This is a genomic window from Streptomyces sp. NPDC051217 (assembly GCF_044455465.1).
In the GTDB taxonomy this organism is placed as follows: Bacteria; Actinomycetota; Actinomycetes; order Streptomycetales; family Streptomycetaceae; genus Streptomyces.
Genome location: NZ_JBITEV010000001.1, coordinates 800,720 through 820,115 on the forward strand (window position 1 = coordinate 800,720; position 19,396 = coordinate 820,115).

General features: G+C 70.4%; 14 protein-coding genes. 12 read left to right on the plus strand and 2 right to left on the minus strand.

From position 1 onward, the window contains the following. The first annotated feature begins 18 nt into the window (after window positions 1-18). Together ACIBBB_RS03695 and ACIBBB_RS03700 are read left to right on the plus strand one after the other, a co-directional pair. A complete protein-coding gene (locus tag ACIBBB_RS03695) occupies window positions 19-2,145 on the plus strand; it encodes a glycoside hydrolase family 3 N-terminal domain-containing protein (protein ID WP_398978826.1) in 2,127 nt (708 codons plus the stop codon). 116 nt (window positions 2,146-2,261) lie between these two features. Next, window positions 2,262-2,615 carry a GNAT family N-acetyltransferase gene (locus ACIBBB_RS03700; protein ID WP_398978288.1) on the plus strand — a complete coding sequence of 118 codons (354 nt, stop codon included), beginning with the start codon at window positions 2,262-2,264 and terminating at the stop codon, window positions 2,613-2,615. 440 nt (window positions 2,616-3,055) lie between these two features. Here the strand turns inward: ACIBBB_RS03700 and ACIBBB_RS03705 are convergent, their stop codons facing one another. Next, window positions 3,056-5,449, minus strand: coding sequence for a GH92 family glycosyl hydrolase (locus ACIBBB_RS03705; protein ID WP_398978290.1), 2,394 nt, complete (start codon window positions 5,447-5,449; stop codon window positions 3,056-3,058). 392 nt (window positions 5,450-5,841) lie between these two features. Between ACIBBB_RS03705 and ACIBBB_RS03710 the strand changes: the two genes are divergently transcribed. Beyond that, window positions 5,842-6,372, plus strand: coding sequence for a toxin-antitoxin system HicB family antitoxin (locus ACIBBB_RS03710; RefSeq protein WP_398978292.1), 531 nt, complete (start codon window positions 5,842-5,844; stop codon window positions 6,370-6,372). 325 nt (window positions 6,373-6,697) lie between these two features. Beyond that, on the plus strand, window positions 6,698-7,588 hold the full coding sequence (locus ACIBBB_RS03715; protein ID WP_398978294.1) for a DUF4097 family beta strand repeat-containing protein: 891 nt from the start codon (window positions 6,698-6,700) through the stop codon (window positions 7,586-7,588). 210 nt (window positions 7,589-7,798) lie between these two features. Here the strand turns inward: ACIBBB_RS03715 and gndA are convergent, their stop codons facing one another. Continuing rightward, complete coding sequence (gndA, locus tag ACIBBB_RS03720; protein WP_398978296.1) at window positions 7,799-9,238, minus strand: NADP-dependent phosphogluconate dehydrogenase; 1,440 nt, start codon at window positions 9,236-9,238, stop codon at window positions 7,799-7,801. A gap of 439 nt (window positions 9,239-9,677) precedes the next feature. On the opposite strand from gndA, the gene ACIBBB_RS03725 reads away from it, so the two are divergent. From ACIBBB_RS03725 to ACIBBB_RS03760, 8 genes are all read left to right on the plus strand, one after another. Continuing rightward, window positions 9,678-10,775 (plus strand): DUF1996 domain-containing protein, encoded by a 1,098-nt coding sequence (locus ACIBBB_RS03725; RefSeq protein ID WP_398978298.1) that lies wholly within the window; start codon window positions 9,678-9,680, stop codon window positions 10,773-10,775. Window positions 10,776-10,895: 120 nt separating this feature from the next. After that, window positions 10,896-12,680 (plus strand): discoidin domain-containing protein, encoded by a 1,785-nt coding sequence (locus tag ACIBBB_RS03730; protein ID WP_398978300.1) that lies wholly within the window; start codon window positions 10,896-10,898, stop codon window positions 12,678-12,680. A 595-nt stretch (window positions 12,681-13,275) separates the two neighbouring features. Continuing rightward, window positions 13,276-14,037 carry a DeoR/GlpR family DNA-binding transcription regulator gene (locus ACIBBB_RS03735; RefSeq protein WP_189108449.1) on the plus strand — a complete coding sequence of 254 codons (762 nt, stop codon included), beginning with the start codon at window positions 13,276-13,278 and terminating at the stop codon, window positions 14,035-14,037. A 140-nt stretch (window positions 14,038-14,177) separates the two neighbouring features. Further along, a complete protein-coding gene (locus ACIBBB_RS03740; protein WP_398978302.1) occupies window positions 14,178-15,536 on the plus strand; it encodes an ABC transporter substrate-binding protein in 1,359 nt (452 codons plus the stop codon). Continuing rightward, a complete protein-coding gene (locus ACIBBB_RS03745; protein ID WP_398978304.1) occupies window positions 15,533-16,516 on the plus strand; it encodes a carbohydrate ABC transporter permease in 984 nt (327 codons plus the stop codon). Before ACIBBB_RS03740 ends, ACIBBB_RS03745 begins: the two co-directional genes overlap by 4 nt. Further along, on the plus strand, window positions 16,513-17,430 hold the full coding sequence (locus ACIBBB_RS03750) for a carbohydrate ABC transporter permease (RefSeq protein ID WP_398978306.1): 918 nt from the start codon (window positions 16,513-16,515) through the stop codon (window positions 17,428-17,430). The genes ACIBBB_RS03745 and ACIBBB_RS03750 overlap by 4 nt, the downstream gene beginning before the upstream one ends. Further along, window positions 17,427-18,416, plus strand: coding sequence for a zinc-dependent alcohol dehydrogenase family protein (locus ACIBBB_RS03755; protein ID WP_398978308.1), 990 nt, complete (start codon window positions 17,427-17,429; stop codon window positions 18,414-18,416). Before ACIBBB_RS03750 ends, ACIBBB_RS03755 begins: the two co-directional genes overlap by 4 nt. Further along, a complete protein-coding gene (locus ACIBBB_RS03760; RefSeq protein ID WP_398978310.1) occupies window positions 18,413-19,366 on the plus strand; it encodes a PfkB family carbohydrate kinase in 954 nt (317 codons plus the stop codon). The genes ACIBBB_RS03755 and ACIBBB_RS03760 overlap by 4 nt, the downstream gene beginning before the upstream one ends. Window positions 19,367-19,396 lie beyond the last annotated feature (30 nt).

The window sequence follows — 19,396 nt, forward strand, 5'->3', positions numbered from 1 at the left end:
GCCGAACTCCTCGCCCGGATGACCGACGACGAGAAGCTCGGCCAGCTCCAGCAGCTCGCCTGGGCGGGAGCCACCGGCCCCGGCGGCACCCAGACCCGGCAGGCCGAGGAGGCGGCCCGCGCGGGCCTGTTGGGCTCCGTACTGAACATCCACGGAGCCAAGGAGAGCAACGCCCTCCAGCGGATCGCGGTCGAGGAGTCCCGGCTCGGTATCCCGCTGATCTTCGGCCTCGACATCATCCACGGCTTCTGGACCACCTTCCCGATTCCCCTCGCGCAGGCCGCGAGCTTCGACCCCGCGGTGTCCGAGCTGGACGCGTCGGTCTCGGCGGCCGAGGCGCGGTCCAACGGTGTGCACTGGACGTTCGCGCCGATGATGGACGTCACCAGCGAGCCGCGCTGGGGCCGGATCGCCGAGTCGGGCGGCGAAGACCCCTATCTGAACGCCGTGTTGGCGGCGGCCAAGGTACGCGGCTACCAGGGCGGCGACCTGAAGGCGAAGGACCGGATCGCCGCCTGCGCCAAGCACTACGTCGCCTACGGCGGGGCCGAGGGCGGCCGGGACTACAACACCGTCGACGTGTCCGAGGCGCGGCTGCGCAATCACTACCTGCCGCCGTTCAAGGTGGCCGTGGACGCCCAAGTGGCCACGGTCATGGCCGCGTTCAACACCATCAGCGGTGTCCCCGCGCACGGCAACGAGCACACCCTCACCCGAATCCTCAAGCAGGACTGGGGGTTTGACGGCTTCGTCGTCAGCGACTGGTCCGGTGTGCAGGAACTCGTCCCGCACGGCTTCGCCGCCGACGGCGCGGACGCGGCCCGGCTGGCGGTCAACGCTGGTGTCGACATGGAGATGGTCAGCACCCATGTCGCCGACCACGGAAGGAAGTTGCTGAGCGAGGGGCGGATCGACGCGGCGCGGCTGGACGACGCGGTGACCCGTGTCCTGCGCGTCAAGTTCCGCCTCGGGCTCTTCGACGACCCGTACGTACCGGAGGCGGCCGAGATCCCCGGCCCGACGGTGCGGGCCCGGTCGGCCGCCCGCACGGCCGCCGCGCGCTCCATGGTGCTGCTGAGGAACGAGGCGGGAGCGCTGCCGCTCGCCAAGACCGTCCGCTCCGTCGCCGTCGTCGGGCCGTTCGCCGACTCCGACGATCTCCAGGGCACCTGGGCGGGCCCCGGCGCGGAGAAGTTCCGGTCCGTCACGGTGCTGGACGGCGTACGCGCCGCCGTACCGGACACCGAGGTGACCCACGCCCTGGGCGTCGACGCCGCGGGGAAGGACACCGGCACGCTCCCGGCCGCCGTCGCGGCGGCGCGGGCCGCCGACGTCACCGTCCTGGTCGTGGGGGAGAGCCCCGCCATCAGTGGCGAGGGGAACTCGCGCAGCGACATCGGACTGCCGGGCCGGCAGGAGGAGTTGATCGCCGCGGTCGCTGCGACGGGCAAGCCGTACGTCGTCGTCCTCGTCAACGGCCGCCCGCTCACCCTCGGCGACTGGGCCGACGACGCCCCGGCAGTCCTGGAGGCGTGGCACCCCGGCATGGAGGCCGGGAACGCGGTCGCCGACGTGCTGTTCGGCGACGTCGACCCCGGCGGCCGGCTCCCGGCGTCCTTCCCCCGTACGGTCGGCCAGATCCCGGTCAACTACAACCACGAGCGGACCGGCCGCCCCTACAACCCCGCCGACCCGGACCAGCGCTACGTCTCCCGCTACCTGGACGTGGCCGACGGCCCGCGCTACCCGTTCGGCCACGGCCTGAGCTACACCACCTTCACGCTCACCGAGCCGTCGCTGAGCCGGAACTCGATCGCCGCCGGGGCCCTGCGGAAGGGGGACACGGTCGAGGTCGCCGTCACCGTACGCAACACGGGCGAGCGCGAGGGGGACGAAGTCGTCCAGCTGTATCTCCACGACCCGGTCGCCGGCATCGTCCAGCCGGTACGGCGACTGCGCGGATTCCGCCGGGTGACCCTGGCGGCCGGGAAGTCCACCACCGTGCGCTTCAGCCTCGGCGCGGACGATGTCGGCTTCTGGACCAACGATCCGGCCGGACGCTTCGTGGTCGAGGAGGGCACGGTCGACATCGTCGTCGGCACCAGCTCGACGGCCACCGCCCAGGACACCCTGACGATCACCTGAGGCGCGGGGGCCCACTTGCTTCCGATGGAGGCCCGCCGGATGATTCCGGCGGGCCTCCGCCTCGTACGGAGAGCACCCGGAACGTTTTCTCCGACGACCAGGGAGACGAACCAGCCATGGCAGAGACCGACATCCGCGACAACCGGGCGCAGGGCCGGCTGGAGGCGTACGAGGGCGACGAGCTCGTCGGCGTCGTCGGCTATTTCGTGATGGCCGGCGCCCCCGCCGCGCTCGTGGCCGTCCACACGGTGGTGGAGCAGGGCCACGAGGGCAAGGGCATCGCGGGCGCGCTGGTGAAGGCGTTCTACGAGATGGGTGGCCGCGAGGGCGTACCCGTCGTACCCCTGTGCCCGTACGCCGCCAGGTGGGCGCAGCGGCACCCGGACGAGGTGGCGGTGGCGCCCGCGGCCGACGAGGAGACGGTACGCGCCGCCGAGGCCCAGCTGAAGGCGGACTCCAGGCGCTGGTGAGCTCGGCGGGGGCGATGCGCCGGGCCGATCATGAGTGGACCCGGCGCGCGTGGGCACGCGCATCGCGAGACATTGGGAACGCACGAGTCCGTACTTTTGGAGGACTGGCATGACCCATCCGTATCCCGACCCCGTACCGCCCTCGCCCAACCCGCCCCCGGGCCCGCCCGGCCCCGAACCGGGCCCCGCCCCCGGCCCCGTGCCGGGCCCCTCGCCGGTCCCCGCGCCGCCGCCGGGCCCGGCCCCGGACCCGATCCCCAGCCCCCCGGGCCCCGACCCGGTCCCGGACCCGGAGCCTCAGCCGGGCCCAGTGGGGTAGAGGGTGTCTTCTCGATCAGGCCGGCTGTTCGAGCACCGGGAATCGCCTGACGGAGCCCTCGACCGTGACGGTCGAGGGCTCCGGACACGCTCGGCAGGGGCGGGTGTCTCGCGGGGTGCGATCAGTGGGGCAGGCTCCCGGGGTTCGTCGCCCATGCCGTGTTCGGGTGCGGCGCGAGGGTGAAGGTGAGTGAGCCGCCGTGGCGTACCAGCGAGGAGTCGACCCAGGCCGCGTCACGGACCCGGCCGCCCAGCCGGACCCCGTCCACGTACTGGTTCGTGTCCGACGCCGCCGGAGCCGTGATGGTGACCGCGTGCCGGCCGCCCGACGCCGCGATCACCGCGCGCGGGAACAGCGGAGCCGTCAGCAGCAGGTCCGCGCGGCCCGGGGCCTGCGGGTAGATGCCGAGCGCGGCGAAGACGTACCAGGCCGACATCGTGCCGAGGTCGTCGTTGCCCGGGAGCCCCGAAGGGCCGGTCCCGTACACCGTGTCGACGATCTCGCGGACGGTCTCCTGGGTCTTCCAGGGCTGCCCGAGCGCGTTGTACAGCCAGGGCGCGTGGATGCCCGGCTCATTCGTGGGGTCGTAGCGCAGCGCGTCGCCGCCGCGGAGCGACCAGGAACCGTCCGGCTTGTGGAAGAAGAGGTCCAGTCTCGCCGCCGCCGCGTCGCGGCCGCCCATGGCTTCGGCCAGGCCCTGTACGTCCTGCGGGACCATCCACGTGTACGTGGCCGCGCTGCCCTGGGCGAAGCCGCGGTCGGACGCCGGGTCGAAGGGGGTCACCCAGCTACCGTCCAGGTTCCTTGCCTGGATGTAGCCCGCCCCCGGCGTGGCCTGCGGGTTGAACACGTTCTTCCAGTAGCCTCCTCGCTCGCTCAGCTCCCGGTACTCCCGCTCGCGGCCCAGCTCCCGCGCCCACTGGGCGAGCGCGGCGTCCGCGACGGAGTCCTCCAGGGTTTCGGCGGCGCCGCCCCAGCAGTGACAGGCGTCCTGGGCCGCGTAGTGCGAATCGAGGTACTGGGCCAGATTGGGCCGCTGGCCCTCGCACTGGCCGGGGCAGCCCGCGTCGGAGAGCCCGTCCGGGTGCGGGACGGTGGCCTGGCGGTAGAGGGAGTCGAAGGCGCCCTTGGCGTCGAAGTTCCGTACGCCCATGGCATAGAACGTCGCCAGCGTCGCGGCCGTCGGGTCGCCCGTCATCACATGCGTCGCACCGCTGATGTGCACCCAGCGGTCCCACACCCCGCCGTTCTGCTTCGAGAAGTTGAACAGCGACTGGGCGAAGTCACCGGCGACGCGCGGCTCCAGCAGGGCGAGCAACTGCACCTGCGCGCGGTACTGGTCCCAGCCCGAGAAGTTGCTGTACTGCGCGCCCTGACCGTGCGCCACGCGCTGTGTCCTGCGGTCCATCCCGGGATAGCGGCCGTCCCTGTCGCTGATCAGATTGGGCTGCTGGAGCGAGTGATACAGCGCGGTGTAGAACGCGGTGCGCTGCGCCTCGCTGCCTCCGCTGATCGCGACGTCACGCAGCTGCCGGTCCCAGGCCGTCCGGCCCGCCGCCGCCACGTCGGCCACGCTCGCGCGGGACGGTATCTCCCCGCGGAGGTTCGCCTCGGCGCCGGCGAGGGAGACGTACGAGATGCCGAGCCGCATCCTGACATCGTTGTCGCGTGCGGTGTCGAAGCTGACGTAACCCCCGGATCCCTGGCCGGCCCGGTCCGCCCCGGTCTTGTAGCCCTCGCCGCCGTCGGCCTTGGTGGAGCCGGCGGACAACTGGTCGTTCCGCCAGGTGCCGACGCCGGAGAACGCGCGGTCGAAGGAGGCGGTGAAGTAGAGACGGTAGTAACTGTTGCGGTTGTTCTCGCCGCCGTTGGCACGCCGCCCGCAGAACGCCCCGGTCTCCACCCAGCCGGTGACCTTGCGCGCCTTCTCGTCGATGTCGACGTGCGCGTCCTCGCTGCCGTTCAGGGAGTTGGAGACCCGGAAGAGCAGATTGGCGGGCTTGTCGGCCGGGAAGCTGAAGTCCGCGACACCGGCCCGTTCGCTGACCGCGAGATCGGCCGCCGCGCCCGAGTCGAGCCCCACCCGGTAACGGCCGGGCTCGGCCTTCTCGTTGTCGTGCGAGAAGTCCGCGGCGTACTTCGCGTCCTTGGTGTCGGCGGAGGGCGAACTGTCGACGTCGCCCACGAACGGCATGATCGGTACGTCACCCGCGGCCCCGGGGTGGCACCCGGCGCCATTGACGTGGGTGACGCTGAGGCCGCGCATGCGGGTGGTGTTGTACGAGTAGCCATTGGCCGCGCCGGTGTCCGTCTGGTCGCCCCTGGTGCTGGTCGGGGACCAGGCGATCATGCCGAACGGCAGATTCGCGCCCGGGTAGGTGTTGCCGCCGTTCGCGGACCCGATGAGCGGATCCACGTACTCCACGGGATGCCGCACCTGGGCGGCCGAGGGTTCGGCGACCGCGGTGGTACCGGCGGCGAGTGAAGCCACCAGCCCGGCCAGAGCCGCGGCCATCCCGCCGCCGAACAGCGCCGATCGGCTCCTTCTTCTTTGCTTCTCCCGGAACGCTTCCATCGCGAACCACGCCCTTTCCTGTGCAGCCACATTGCTCGAAACCGCTGCGACCCTAGGAGAGTCCGGGGGTCCGGCTTCATCCGGCGGGAAGCACAGCCGGTGAACGTTGCGTGAAACGGCCGCGGGCAGTTGACCGCTGTTGCCGTGGCGTCGACCAAGGGGCTCGTGTGGCGCCATCGTGGCGTCATTGTGGATCTATCGCAAGCCGCGTCGCTGTCGGCGCGGCACCATGGTGCATCAATTCCATGGAGAAGTAGCAGGTCAGGACCGCCTGTCGTCGGACGCGGCCAATCTGGCTCGCAATAGCGCCATCGATGTGCCATGATGGCGTCATGGACCTCACGCCCTACGTCGACAACCTCCGGCAAGAGCTGTCCGTCGCCGCGGACGCCGGCGGCGACGACGCCCGTGCCCTCGCCGAACGGCTCACCGCTCCCCTGGAATCCGCCGCCCGCCTGACTCTCCTCAACGCACTGTCCGCCGCCATGGGTGAGGTCACGCGGGAGCTCGCGCCGGGCTCGGTCGACGTACGACTGCGGGGACTCGACCCGGAGTTCGTGGTGACGGCGCCGCCCGCCCCCGAGCCGTTCCGGGAGGAGCGGGGGCCGGTCGCGGCCCCCGCCGCACTCCCTGCGCCACCGCCGCCCGGGGACGCCGACGACGGCGCGGTGGCGCGGATCAACTTCCGTCTCCCCGCGCACCTCAAGGCCCGTGCCGAGGCCGCGGCGGCCGCCGAGGGCCTGTCGGTCAACGCCTGGCTGGTGCGGGCCGTATCGACCGCCCTCGACGGCGGTGAGCGTGCCAGCCCGGCGGGCCGCGGCAAGGACTCGGGCGGCCGGGGCTTCACCGGCTGGGTCCGCTAGGGCGTGTGGTGGAAGTAGCGTCGTCCGCCCGCAGGGCGGGGTTCACGGCGGCTGGTGCGTGCGATCGCGAGGCGGAGGATCGCCCTCGTACCGGGCGTACTCGGGTGACCCGAGTACGCCGCGAGCGTGCGTGCCAGGCGTCGTGAGCCGGACGGGACTTTCACCACACGCCCCAGGCCCTGGCGCCGCAAGCCGTGGCGCCCCGAGCCGGCGCCCGGCGGGCCCACCCACCCCGCCTTCGCGGGCGGATCGCCGATCCCGCCGACGTACTCATCACCCGCCTCACCGGCGGGATCAACCACCAAGCCATGAGGACGGTACAGCCATGCCTACTTTCGAGACCCCCGAACCGATCTCCGTCACCCTTGAGCTGGACTCCGGCACGGCCCGCATCACCGCGGGCAAGCGCACCGACACGGTCGTCGAGGTGCTGCCGGGCAACGGGTCCGTCGACAGCGACGTACGCGCGGTGCAGCAGACCCAGGTCACCTGCTCCGGCGGCCGTCTCACCGTCAGGACACCCAAGAAGCGCTCCCTGTTCGGCAAGCCGGGCACCATCGAGGTGAGCATCGAACTACCCGCGGGATCGGATGTCCGGGGCACCACGTCCCTGGGCGGGTTCTTCTGCGAGGGCCGCCTCGGGGAAGTCACGCTCAAGACCTCGCTCGGTGACCTCCAGCTCGACGAGGTCGCTGGGGGCAACTTCAAGACCGACCACGGTGACATCCGTCTGGCCCGCTCGACCGGGGACGTCGAAGTCATCGGCGCGGGCCGGGTCGAGGTCGGCACGGTCGCCGGCGCCGCGACCGTCAAGAACGGCAACGGCGCGACCGAGATCGGCGAGGTCACCGGCGGTCTGAAGACCAACGCGGCCAACGGCGACATCTCCGTCGGCATCGCGCACGGCAGCGTCGGCGCCAAGTCCGCCAACGGCCGGATCGAGATCGGCGTCGCGCACGCGGGGGCCGAGGCGATGTCCTCCAACGGCCGTATCCGCGTCGCCGAGGCCCGCCGCGGCCGGTTCGACCTGCGGACCTCCGTCGGCGACCTTGAGGTGGGCGTCCACGAGGGCACCGCCGCCTGGCTCGACGTGAACACCAAGTACGGCACGGTACGCAACTCGCTCGGCTCCTCCACCGGCCCCGCCGACTCCGACGAGACCGTCGAGGTGCACGCCCGGACGGGGGTCGGTGACATCACGATCCGCCGCGCCTGAGCCGCGTTCGACCTGCGTACCCCCACCCCGGAAGGAAGGCCGCCGGTGCTCCCGCACCCGCCCCGGACATCGACCCGTACCTCAGTACGGAAGCACCGACGACCGGGCGCCGACGGGGCAACCGCCCGCCGGCGTCCGGTGGTTCGTCTTGTTCGTGAGGTCCTTCGTCAGGCCCCGCTCAGGCGGGACCTGACCGACAGGCCCGCCCGATCAGCCGGAAACCTCGGAGCGGTCGCCGCCCCACAGGGTGTGGAACGACCCCTCGCGGTCCGTACGCCGGTACGTGTGCGCACCGAAGAAGTCCCGCTGCCCCTGCGTGAGCGCGGCCGGCAGCCGCTGCGCGCGCAGCGCGTCGTAGTACGAGAGCGCCGCCGCGAAACCCGGGGTCGGCACACCCTGCCGTACCGCTGTCGCGAGCACCTCGCGCCAGTCGTCCTGCGCCGCGCCGATCTCCTCGGCGAACTGCTTGTCCGCCAGCAGGCTCGGCAGATCGCGCTGCGCGTCGTACGCGCCCCGGATCCGGTCCAGGAACGCCGCCCGGATGATGCAGCCCGCACGCCAGATCGCGGCGACCGAGCCGAGGTCGATGTTCCAGCCGTACTCCTCGCTGCCCGCCTGGATCTGGTGGAAGCCCTGCGTGTACGACACGATCTTCGACGCGTACAGCGCCTGCTCCACCTGGTCCGCGAAGCGCGCCGCCTCGGCCTCGCTGAGCGCGGTCGCCTTCGGACCCGGCAGCGTCTGCGAGACGTCCCGCAGCGCGGCGTGCCCCGACAGCGAGCGTGCGAAGACCGCTTCGGCGATGCCGGAGACCGGCACACCGAGGTCGAGGGCGATCTGCACCGTCCACCGCCCGGTGCCCTTCTGCTCGGCCTGGTCGACCACGACGTCGACGAAGGGCTTCCCGGTCGCGGCGTCCTGATGGGCCAGCACCTCGGCCGTGATCTCGATCAGATACGAGTCGAGCCGCCCGGTGTTCCAGGTCCGGAACGTCTCGGCGATCTTCTCGGGGGAGTAGCCGGCCACCGCGCGCAGCAGGTGGTACGCCTCGGCGATCAGCTGCATGTCGGCGTACTCGATGCCGTTGTGCACCATCTTCACGAAGTGCCCGGCGCCGTCGGGGCCGATGTGCGCCACCGTCGGGGCGCCGTCCGGCGCCTTCGCGGCGACGCGCTCCAGCAGCGGGCCGAGCGAGGCGTAACTCTCCGTGGATCCGCCCGGCATGATGCTCGGTCCGTGCAGCGCGCCCTCCTCGCCGCCGGAGATGCCCACGCCGACGAAGTGGATGCCGCGCTCGCGCAGCTCCTTCTCCCGGCGCCGGGTGTCCGCGAAGTGCGCGTTGCCGCCGTCGATGATGACGTCGCCCTCTTCGAGCAGCGGGGCGAACTCCTGGATCACGGCGTCGGTCGGGTCGCCGGCCTTGACCATGATGACGAGACGCCGCGGGCGCTCCAGCGCCGCGACGAACTCCTCCGCCGAGTCCGCCGGTACGAAGACGCCCTCGTCGCCGAACTCGTCGACCAGGGCGTGGGTCTTCGACGCTGTGCGGTTGTGCAGGGCGACGGTGAAGCCGTTGCGGGCGAAGTTCCGGGCGAGGTTGCGGCCCATCACCGCGAGCCCGGTGACGCCGATCTGGGCAGTACCACTCATGCGTGTGTGCTCCTGGGTCTCCGTCGGATGTACCTCGTCCGGCGGTGGAGGTGTACGTACCGGCGGACGGGGCTGTTCATCGATCTTCAAGCCGCCCCGCATTCTTCCGCATTCCGGGTCGGCCGCGTCGTTTCCGTTCATCTCTTGGGCGGAAGTGGGGTCCGTACGGGTCATCGTTCACCAACTCTTGACACTCTCTCAGCGGCGGCGTAACACTGGCCTGGCTTTGGAGAGCGCTCTCCCGCAGTGATCCCGGCGATCCCGGTGCCCGCCGTTCCTGCCGTACCCGGCGTACTCGGCGGACCCGGCGTTCCGGCCGGGTTTCCTTCGGGTCCTCCCCGGATCCGGGAGCCGCTCCCCGCGGTGCACCGTCCAGTACCACTCTCTCCCCCCACCGCATACGGCGCGTATGCGGACGAAGAGCGGCATGGAGGTCCGCATGGCCGAAAGACTCCGCAGAACCACCCTGGTGTCCGCGTTGCTCGTATTCACCGCCCTGGCCCTGGTGGCCATGGGTCTGACCGCGATCACGGACACCGCTACCGCCGACCCGAAGAACGACCGCGGCACCACGGCCGCGTCCCACGCGGGACACAAGATGCCGCCGGCCGTCCCCGTCCCCTCGGGCGACGATCCCGACGGCGACGGCTACATACCGGCGAACCCGCCGGTCACCGGCGTCGTACCGTCGGACGAACTGCCGCCGCACCGCTACTTCCACGAATTCCAGGCCAACTGCGAGGTCACCCACACCAGGCCGGACGACCCGATCGTCTACCCGGGGCAGCCGGGCGCCTCGCACGACCACACCTTCATGGGCAACAGGACCACCGACGCCAACAGCACCACGGCCTCGCTGGACGCCGGTTCCACCGCGTGCAAGGCGCCGGGGGACCGGTCCGCGTACTGGATGCCGACCCTGCTCAACGGGGACCAGCCGGTACGGCCCATCGGCCCGCAGGTCATCTACTACAAGGCGGGAGTCACCGACTACCGCACCGTCCGGCCGTTCCCGAAGGGCCTGCGCTTCGTGGTCGGCAGCCCGACGCAGACGGCCGACGAGTTCCGCGACCACCCGGGCTGGGTGGAGGGCTGGGAGTGCGGCAACTCGTTCAACAACACCGAGATCCCGCTCAGTTGCCCGGCCACCCCTGATGTCCAGCTCAACCTCCGCTTCCAGGCGCCCAGTTGCTGGGACGGAAGGTATCTGGACACCCCGGACCACAAGAGCCACATGGCCTATCCGCTGGTCCAGGGCGCCAACCAGGACGTCTGCCCGACGTCGCACCCGGTGGCGCTGCCGATGGTCGAGTTCAAGATGGCCTGGCCGGTGAACGGGGACATGTCCAGGGTGAGACTCGCCAGTGGGACGGGGCACTCCTTCCACTACGACTTCTTCAACGCGTGGGACAACGCCACGCTCGGCGCCATGGTCAACCACTGTGTCGTCGGCGGCCTCCAGTGCGACGCGCGCGGCTACGACCAGAACAATCCCGGGGCCGGTGCGGCCCTGAACGAGGACTACGAACTGCCGTGACCGGGCGCGCTCTTCCGCCGGGACGGAACACGCTCCGGCGGGAGAGCGCTCTCCCGGGTCCCTCGGGCCAACTTCCCGCTTCCCATATCCCTCCGCCCGCACTCTCCCCACAGGTGACTCATGAGCGATTCACGACTCTTTCCCTCACGACTCCTCCCGAGAACCGCGCCCGGCAGCCTGCGCACGATGGCGTCGGTCGCCGCCACCACCCTCCTCGCGGCCTTCGCCGTGACCGTCCCGGCCGCCGGCCCCGCGCAGGCGGCGGGCAGTGTCGTCAAGGTGACCGGATCCCAGGGCGCCTGGCAGCTGACCGTCGACGGAGCGCCGTACCAGGTCAAGGGCCTGACCTGGGGACCGTCCGTCGCGGACGCCGGCAAGTACATGCCCGATGTGGCCTCCATGGGCGTCAACACCATCCGGACCTGGGGCACCGACGGCACCACCAAGCCCCTCCTCGACTCGGCTGCCGCCAACGGCATCAAGGTCATCGCCGGCTTCTGGCTCCAGCCCGGCGGCGGCCCCGGAAGCGGGGGCTGCGTCAACTACCTGACCGACACGCAGTACAAGAACGACATGCTCGCCGAGTTCCCGAGGTGGGTGGAGACCTACAAGGACCACGCGGGTGTGCTGATGTGGAACGTCGGCAACGAATCCGTACTCGGCCTCCAGAACTGCTACAGCGGCGACGCGCTGGAGCAGCAGCGCAACGCGTACACGACGTTCGTCAACGACATCGCCAAGAAGATCCACGCGGTCGACCCGAATCACCCCGTGACCTCGACCGACGCGTGGACCGGAGCCTGGCCCTACTACCAGCGCAACTCGCCCGACCTCGATCTGTACGCGGTCAACTCCTACGCCGATGTGTGCAACATCGAGGAGACCTGGAACGCCGGCGGCTACACCAAGCCCTACATCGTCACCGAGGGCGGTCCCGCCGGTGAGTGGGAGGTGGACGACGACGTGAACGGTGTGGCGTCGGAGCCCGCCGACACGGCGAAGGCCCAGGGCTACAAGGACGCGTGGAACTGCGTCACCGGCCACCGGGGTGTCGCGCTCGGAGCCACGCTCTTCCACTACGGCACCGAGTACGACTTCGGCGGTGTCTGGTTCAATCTGCTGCCCGCGGGCCAGAAGCGGCTCTCCTACTACGCGGTGAAGGAGGCGTACGGCAGGAGCACCGCCGGCGACAACAAGCCACCGGTGATCTCCAACATGGCCGTCGACGGCGCCACCTCCGTACCGGCCGGACGTCCGTTCAAGGTCACCTCGGACGTGACGGACCCGAACGGTGACGCGCTGAGCTACGAGGTGCTGGTCAACAGCAAGTACATCGACAACGGCGGGCAGCTGACCCCGGCGCAGTTCACCGCCGAGGGCAACGGGGACTTCACCGTGACCGCGCCGGACCGGCTCGGGGTGTGGAAGGTGTACATCAAGGCGTCCGACGGCAAGGGCAACGTCGGGATCGAGACCAAGTCCTTCAAGGTCGTGCCGCCGCCCGTCGACGGCACCAACGTGGCAAGGGGGAAGCCGGCCACGGCGTCGTCCTTCCAGCCCGACAGCGTCGGCTGCCCCTGCCCGGCGGCGAGCGCCGTCGACGGCGACTTCGGCAGCCGGTGGGCCAGTGACTGGTCCGACCCTCAGTGGATCCAGGTGGACCTGGGCGCGCGGACCGACTTCAAGCACGTGCAGCTCACCTGGGAGGCCGCGTACGCCAAGAGCTACACCGTCCAGACGTCCGACAACGGGCAGGACTGGAGCACCCTGCGGACCGTCACCGGGGCCAACGGAGGCGTGGACGACATCGCGGTCACCGGCGCCGCCCGGTACGTACGGGTGAACGCGACCGAACGTGGCACCCCGTGGGGCTACTCGCTCTACGAGTTCGGGGTCTACCGCTGACCGGGACCGGCCGGTCCCGGCCGGCCGCCCCCGTCGGCTGATCATTCCTGCCGCGACCGTGCTCTCCCCGCCGGCGGCGCGGTGGTCCCGCGGCGGGTCACGGAGACTCCGTGACCCGCCGCGGATTCTTTTTCGTGCCCGCGTCCCGGCGCCCGGCCGTACCCGTTCCGCCCATGGCCGGTTCTCGCCCCTGGCCGGGAGGGCCGTCGGGCCCCCGCCGCGCCCGTATCTCAGGCGGGAGCGTCAGTGATCCGCAGGCGATCCGTGCGTGGTCCGTACATGTTTCCCTGCCCGTTTCCCTGCCCGTTTTGGGGCGCCGGACGGGACGCAGCTCACGTTTAGACGGCTGATTCCCGGAAGCCCGCCCACCGCTTCGGGCGCCGTTCGGGCATGGATCAGCGCCAAACGGGCACCGAAGCGGGCGCCGGAGTATGGCATTCCTGGCACGACCAGCGCAGACGTCGATGAGCAAACGGGCATGAACGGTCACACTCAAAGCTGCGAAGAGCCTGGTCGAGCCGGGCCTCTTGCTTGTAGAAACGACCCATGAGCCCGAACGGGTGCTGAGCCGCAGCAGAGCAGGGAAGTGTGTGTCGTGGACACGGACGAACGCCGACGAGAGATTCTTGAGATCGCCCGACGGGACGGGTCGGTGGAGGTCACCGCCTTGGCCGCCAAGTTGAGCGTGGCCAAGGAGACCGTCCGGCGCGACCTGCACGCCCTGGAGGAGCACGGTCTCCTGCGGCGCACCCACGGCGGCGCCTATCCCGTCGAGAGTGCCGGCTACGAGACGACCCTCGCCGTCCGGACCACCCGGCTCGTACCGCAGAAGTCACGCATCGCCGTCGCCGCCGCCGACCTCATCGGCGACGCCGAAACGGTCTTCATCGACGAGGGCTTCACCCCCCAGCTCGTCGCCGAGGCCCTGCCCAGGGACCGGCCGCTGACCGTCGTCACCGCCTCACTGGCGGTCGCCAACGGACTCGCCGACGCCGAGAAGATCGCGGTCCTGCTGCTCGGCGGCCGGGTGCGCGGCGGCACCCTCGCCACCGTCGACCACTGGGCGATCCGGATGCTCTCCGATTTCGTCATCGACCTGGCGTTCGTCGGCGCGAACGGCATCTCGCGCGAGTACGGGCTGACCACTCCCGACCCGGCCGTCAGTGAGGTGAAGGCCCAGGCCATGCGCAGCGCCCGCCGGAAGGTGTTCGCCGGAATCCACACCAAGTTCGGCGCCGTGAGTTTCTGCCGGTTCGCCGATGTCGGTGACTTCGAGACGATCGTCACCGACGTCGGACTCCCGTCGGCGGAGGCGCAGCGCTATTCGCTGCTCGGCCCCCAGGTCATCCGCGTCTGACGCGCCCCACCCCTTCCGGAACCCCCGCCGAGGCGGCCAGGGGGCCGGACCCGTACGGCCTCACGCCCCCCCGAGACCCCAGAACTTCCCCACCCCCCACCCATCAGCGACAACCGCAACCGAATGATCAGGAGAAACTCATGCCCCTCCAGCAGCGACGACGTGGCATAGGCGTACGTGTGGGCGTGGGAGCGGCCTTGACGGCACTCCTCGCCGGATGCAGCGGCGCGGGCGGCACCACCTCCGACGGCGGTGAGACGGTCAATGTGCTGATGGTCAACAACCCGCAGATGGTGGAACTCCAGAAGCTGACCGCCGCGAACTTCACCAAGGACACCGGCATCAAGGTCAACTTCACCGTCCTGCCGGAGAACGACGTCCGCGACAAGATCAGCCAGGACTTCTCCAACCAGGCCGGCCAGTACGACGTCGCCACCATCAGCAACTTCGAGGTGCCCTTCTTCGCGAAGAACGGCTGGCTGCACACGCTCGACGAGTACGTGGACAAGGACAAGGCGTTCGACCAGGACGACATCCTCAAGCCGCTCCAGGAGTCGCTGACGGCCGAGGACGGCAAGCTCTACGGCCAGCCGTTCTACGGCGAGTCCTCCTTCCTCATGTACCGCAAGGACGTCTTCGCCGAGAAGAAGCTGAAGATGCCCGCCAACCCCACCTGGCAGGAGGTCGCCGACCTCGCCGCCAAGACCGACGGCGCCCAGAAGGGCATGAAGGGCATCTGTCTGCGCGGTCTGCCGGGCTGGGGCGAGGTCATCGCCCCGCTCACTACCGTCGTCAACACCATGGGCGGCACCTGGTTCACCCAGGACTGGAAGGCGCAGCTGACCTCGCCCGAGTTCAAGAAGGCCACCCAGTTCTACGTCGACCTCGTGCGTGAGCACGGCGAGGCGGGCGCGCCGCAGGCCGGTTACGCCGAGTGCCTCAACAACATGACGCAGGGCAAGACGTCGATGTGGTACGACGCCACGGCGGGCGCGGGCTCGCTGGAGGCCAAGGACTCCCCGGTCAAGGGCAAGATCGGCTATGTGCCGGCGCCGGTCGACAAGACGGACAGCTCCGGCTGGCTCTACACCTGGGCCTGGGGCATGCAGAAGGCGTCCAAGAACACCGAGAGCGCCTGGAAGTTCATCTCCTGGGCGTCCAGCAAGGAGTACGAGCAGCTCGTCGGCAAGGAGATCGGCTGGGCCAACGTGCCCGCGGGCAAGCGCGCCTCGACGTACATGAACGCCGACTACCGCAAGGAAGCCGCCGCGTTCGCCGATGTCACCTCGGAGGCCATCTCCAGCGCCAACCCGCGTGACCCGGGTACCCAGCCCCGCCCGACCGTCGGTATCCAGTTCGTCGGCATCCCCGAGTTCACCGACCTCGGCACGAAGGTCTCGCAGGAGATCAGCGAGGCGATCGCCGGCCGCCAGTCCGTCGACGAGGCCCTGGAAGCTTCCCAGAAGCTCGCCGAGAAGGTTGCCGAGGAGTACCGGTGAGCACTTCTGTCAGCGCCGCACCCCCCGCCCCACCGGACCAGTCCCCGCCGGCCAAGTCCCGCCCCCCGGCGGGGCCCCGGTCCGGCAAGGCGCGCGCCTGGGCCACCCGTGCCCCCCTCCTGCCGGCTCTCATCTTTCTGATAGCCGTCACCCAACTGCCCTTCGTGGCAACGCTGTTCATCTCACTGTTCGACTGGAACTCGCTCAACCCGGACGCCCGCAGCTTCTCCGGACTCGACAACTACGGCTCCGTCTTCACCGACGCGGACCTGCGTGACTCGGTCTTCACCACGATGCTGCTCACCGCCACCGTGGTGATCGCCAGCGTGGTGCTCGGGCTGCTGCTCGCCCTGCTGCTCGACCGCAAGTTCATGGGCCGCGGCCTCGTCCGTACGCTGCTGATCACCCCGTTCCTGCTGGTGCCCGTCTCGGCCGCGCTGCTGTGGAAGCATGTGCTCTACAACCCCGAGTACGGCCTGCTGAACGGCGGTTGGGCCTGGTTCACCGGGCTGTTCGGTGTGGAGAACGCCTCGCAGCCCGACTGGATCTCGGACATGCCGCTGCTCGCCGTCGAGGCGTCGCTCGTCTGGCAGTGGACGCCGTTCATGATGCTCATCCTGCTGGCCGGGCTCCAGAGCAGGCCCATCGACATGATGGAGGCAGCGCGCCTGGACGGCGCGAACGCCTGGCAGATGTTCGCCTTCCTGACCCTGCCGCATCTGCGCCGCTACCTCGAACTCGGCGTCCTGCTCGGCTCGATCTACATCGTGCAGAACTTCGACGCCGTGTTCACGATCACCGCGGGCGGGCTCGGCACCGCCAACCTCCCGTACACCATCTACCAGACCTTCTACCAGGCTCACGAGTACGGACTGGCCTCCGCGGCAGGCGTGGTCGTCGTGATCGGCACCATCGTGATCGCGACCTTCGCCCTGCGCGTCGTCTCGTCCCTCTTCAGTGAGGAGGCGAGGCGCGCATGAGCACACTCTCCGCACCGAAGACCGCCGACGCCCCCGGCAAGGCGTCCACCTCTCCGCAAGACCATGACACCTACGGCCCGGCGGCCCGGCGCGCCAAGCGGCGCTCCACCGCACTCGGCCTGCTGGCCTGGGTGGTCGGAGTCGTCTTCTGCTTCCCGGCGCTGTGGATGTTCCTCACCTCCCTGCACTCGGAGACGGACGCGGCGACCAACCCGCCGTCCCTCACCGCGCCCCTCACCTTCGACAACTACAGCAACTTCTTCGGCGCCGACGGCGGGGCGAGCCCCTGGCCGCCGCTCATCAACTCGGTGACGGCGTCCCTGTTCTCGACCCTGTTCGTCCTTGTGCTGGCGCTGCCGGCGGCGTACGCGCTGTCCATCAAGCCCGTCCGTAAATGGACGGACGTGATGTTCTTCTTCCTCTCCACGAAGATGCTGCCGGTCGTCGCCGGACTGCTGCCGGTGTATCTCTTCGCCAAGAACATCGGGATGCTGGACAACATCTGGCTGCTCGTCATCCTCTACACCTCGATGAATCTGCCGATCGCGGTCTGGATGATGCAGTCCTTCCTCGCGGACGTGCCGGTCTCCATCATCGAGGCCGCACAGGTGGACGGGGCCCGGCTGCACACCGTCCTGATCCGGGTGGTGGCGCCGGTCGCCGCCCCCGGTATCGCGGCCACGGCGCTGATCTGTTTCATCTTCAGCTGGAACGAACTGCTCTTCGCCCGGGTCCTCACCGGTGTGACAGCGCAGACGGCGCCCGTCTTCCTGACCGGATTCGTCACCAGCCAGGGCCTCTTCCTCGCCCAGCTGTGCGCCGCTTCCGTTGTCGTTTCCCTGCCGGTGCTCGCCGCCGGCTTCGCCGCCCAGGACAAGCTCGTCCAGGGCCTCTCTCTTGGAGCCGTCAAATGAGGGCAGCGATCGTCGAAGCCCCCGGCAAGGTGTCCGTCACCACGGTCCCCGACCCGACCCCGGGCCCGCGCGACGTCGTCGTGTCCGTCGCCTCCTGCGGCATCTGCGGCACCGATCTCCACATCCTCCAGGGCGAGTTCGCGCCGACCCTGCCGATCCTCCCCGGCCACGAGTTCGCCGGCGAGATCGTGGGCATCGGTTCCGAGGTCACGGAGCTGGCGGTGGGCGACAAGGTCGCCGTCGACCCGTCGCTGCACTGTCACGAGTGCCGTTACTGCCGTTCGGGCCGCGGCAACCTCTGCGACCGGTGGAACGCGATCGGGGTCACCGTCCCGGGCGGCGCCGCCGAGTTCGCCGTGGCGCCGGTGGCCAACTGCGTCAAGCTCCCGGACCATGTGGACGTACGGGACGCGGCGCTCATCGAGCCGCTGTCCTGCGCCGTACGCGGCTACGACGTGCTGAGCAGTACGCTCGGCGCCGAGGTGCTGATCTACGGCACCGGCACCATGGGCCTGATGATGCTGGAGCTGGCCAAGCGCACCGGCGCCGCCGCGGTCGACGTCCTGGACATCAACCCCGAGCGGCTGGCCACCGCGACCAAGCTCGGCTGTTCACGGTCGGGAGCCTCGGCCGAGGAGTTCGAGCGGCCGGGCGGCTGGGACGTCGTCATCGACGCGACGGGCAACGCGGGCGCCATCCAGGACGGCCTCGGCCGGGTCGGCAAGGGTGGAACGTTCCTTCAGTTCGGGGTCTCCGACTACGCGACGACGGCGGTCATCGAGCCGTACAAGATCTACAACCAGGAGATCACCATCACCGGCTCGATGGCGGTGCTGCACAGCTTCGAGCGGGCCGCCGCGCTGTTCGCCACCGGGGTCCTGGACCCGGCGGTGTTCATCAGCGACCGGCTGCCGCTGGACCAGTACCCGCAGGCGATCGAGCGGTTCCAGGCGGGCCAGGGACGCAAGATCGTGGTGGAGCCGTGACCGACGCTCCCGGCGCGGCGGCGGATCCCGTCCCGGGTCCCGGCGCCGTCCTGGTGCTGGGAGAGGCGCTGATCGACCTGGTGCCCACGGCCGGCGACGCGCAGGCGCACCTGGCCCAGCCGGGCGGCGCCCCCGCGAACGTGGCCACCGGACTGGCCCGGCTCTCCACGCCGAGCTGGTTCGCCGGCGCCCTGGGGAGCGACGGGTTCGCCCGGTCGATCGAGCGGCGGCTGGTCTCGGCGGGAGTCGAGCTCGGCCTCTGCGCCCGGCCGGACCTCCCCACGGCGCTGGCCGTCGCGGACCCCGGCCCCGAGGGCACCGGCTACCACTTCCACCTCCAGGACACGGCGACCTTCCAGCTGCCGCGCCGCACGGATGTGGAGCGCTTCGCCGCCGTGTACGTGGGCGGCCTCGCCGCCGTCGTCGAGCCCGCGGCCTCGGCCGTGGCGGTGACGGCGCGCGCGGCGGCGGCCGGCGGCCCGCTGCTGGTGGTGGACCCGAACGTGCGCGAGGACCGCACCATCGACGCGGAGAGCGGTGCCCGGCTGCTGCGCGAACTGTGCGAACTGGGCCAGGTCGTCAAGGCGAGCGACGAGGATCTGGCGCGGCTCTGGCCGGACTCGACGCCCGACGAGACGTGCCGGGAGCTCGCCGCCGGCGGCCGGCTGGTGGTCCTGACCAGAGGGTCGCGGGGGAGTACGGCCTACAGCGGCTCGGCCGAACCCGTGTCCGTGCCCGCCGTGCGGGTCGAGGTGGTCAACACCATCGGCGCGGGTGACGCCTTCATGGCGGCCATGATCACCTGGATGGTCTCGCGGGGTGTCCACCCGGGCGGGGCAAGGGAGTTCGCCCCCGCGCTCGCCGAGGAGATGCTGGGCTTCGCCTCGCGGGTGGCGGCCTCGGTGGTCGCCCAGGCAGGCACCGAGCCGTCGCTCCCGGCGCATGTCTGACGCACCGTCAGTTCGATGAGCGACACCTGT

What these genes read in the sequence shown, in the direction of transcription:
- ACIBBB_RS03695 (WP_398978826.1), top strand. Translation starts at nt 19, where the DNA reads ATGACCGACGACGAGAAGCTCGGCCAGCTCCAGCAGCTCGCCTGGGCG.
- ACIBBB_RS03700 (WP_398978288.1), top strand. Translation starts at nt 2,262, where the DNA reads ATGGCAGAGACCGACATCCGCGACAACCGGGCGCAGGGCCGGCTGGAG.
- ACIBBB_RS03705 (WP_398978290.1), bottom strand. Translation starts at nt 5,449, where the DNA reads ATGGCCGCGGCTCTGGCCGGGCTGGTGGCTTCACTCGCCGCCGGTACC.
- ACIBBB_RS03710 (WP_398978292.1), top strand. Translation starts at nt 5,842, where the DNA reads ATGGACCTCACGCCCTACGTCGACAACCTCCGGCAAGAGCTGTCCGTC.
- ACIBBB_RS03715 (WP_398978294.1), top strand. Translation starts at nt 6,698, where the DNA reads ATGCCTACTTTCGAGACCCCCGAACCGATCTCCGTCACCCTTGAGCTG.
- gndA (WP_398978296.1), bottom strand. Translation starts at nt 9,238, where the DNA reads ATGAGTGGTACTGCCCAGATCGGCGTCACCGGGCTCGCGGTGATGGGC.
- ACIBBB_RS03725 (WP_398978298.1), top strand. Translation starts at nt 9,678, where the DNA reads ATGGCCGAAAGACTCCGCAGAACCACCCTGGTGTCCGCGTTGCTCGTA.
- ACIBBB_RS03730 (WP_398978300.1), top strand. Translation starts at nt 10,896, where the DNA reads ATGAGCGATTCACGACTCTTTCCCTCACGACTCCTCCCGAGAACCGCG.
- ACIBBB_RS03740 (WP_398978302.1), top strand. Translation starts at nt 14,178, where the DNA reads ATGCCCCTCCAGCAGCGACGACGTGGCATAGGCGTACGTGTGGGCGTG.
- ACIBBB_RS03750 (WP_398978306.1), top strand. Translation starts at nt 16,513, where the DNA reads ATGAGCACACTCTCCGCACCGAAGACCGCCGACGCCCCCGGCAAGGCG.
- ACIBBB_RS03755 (WP_398978308.1), top strand. Translation starts at nt 17,427, where the DNA reads ATGAGGGCAGCGATCGTCGAAGCCCCCGGCAAGGTGTCCGTCACCACG.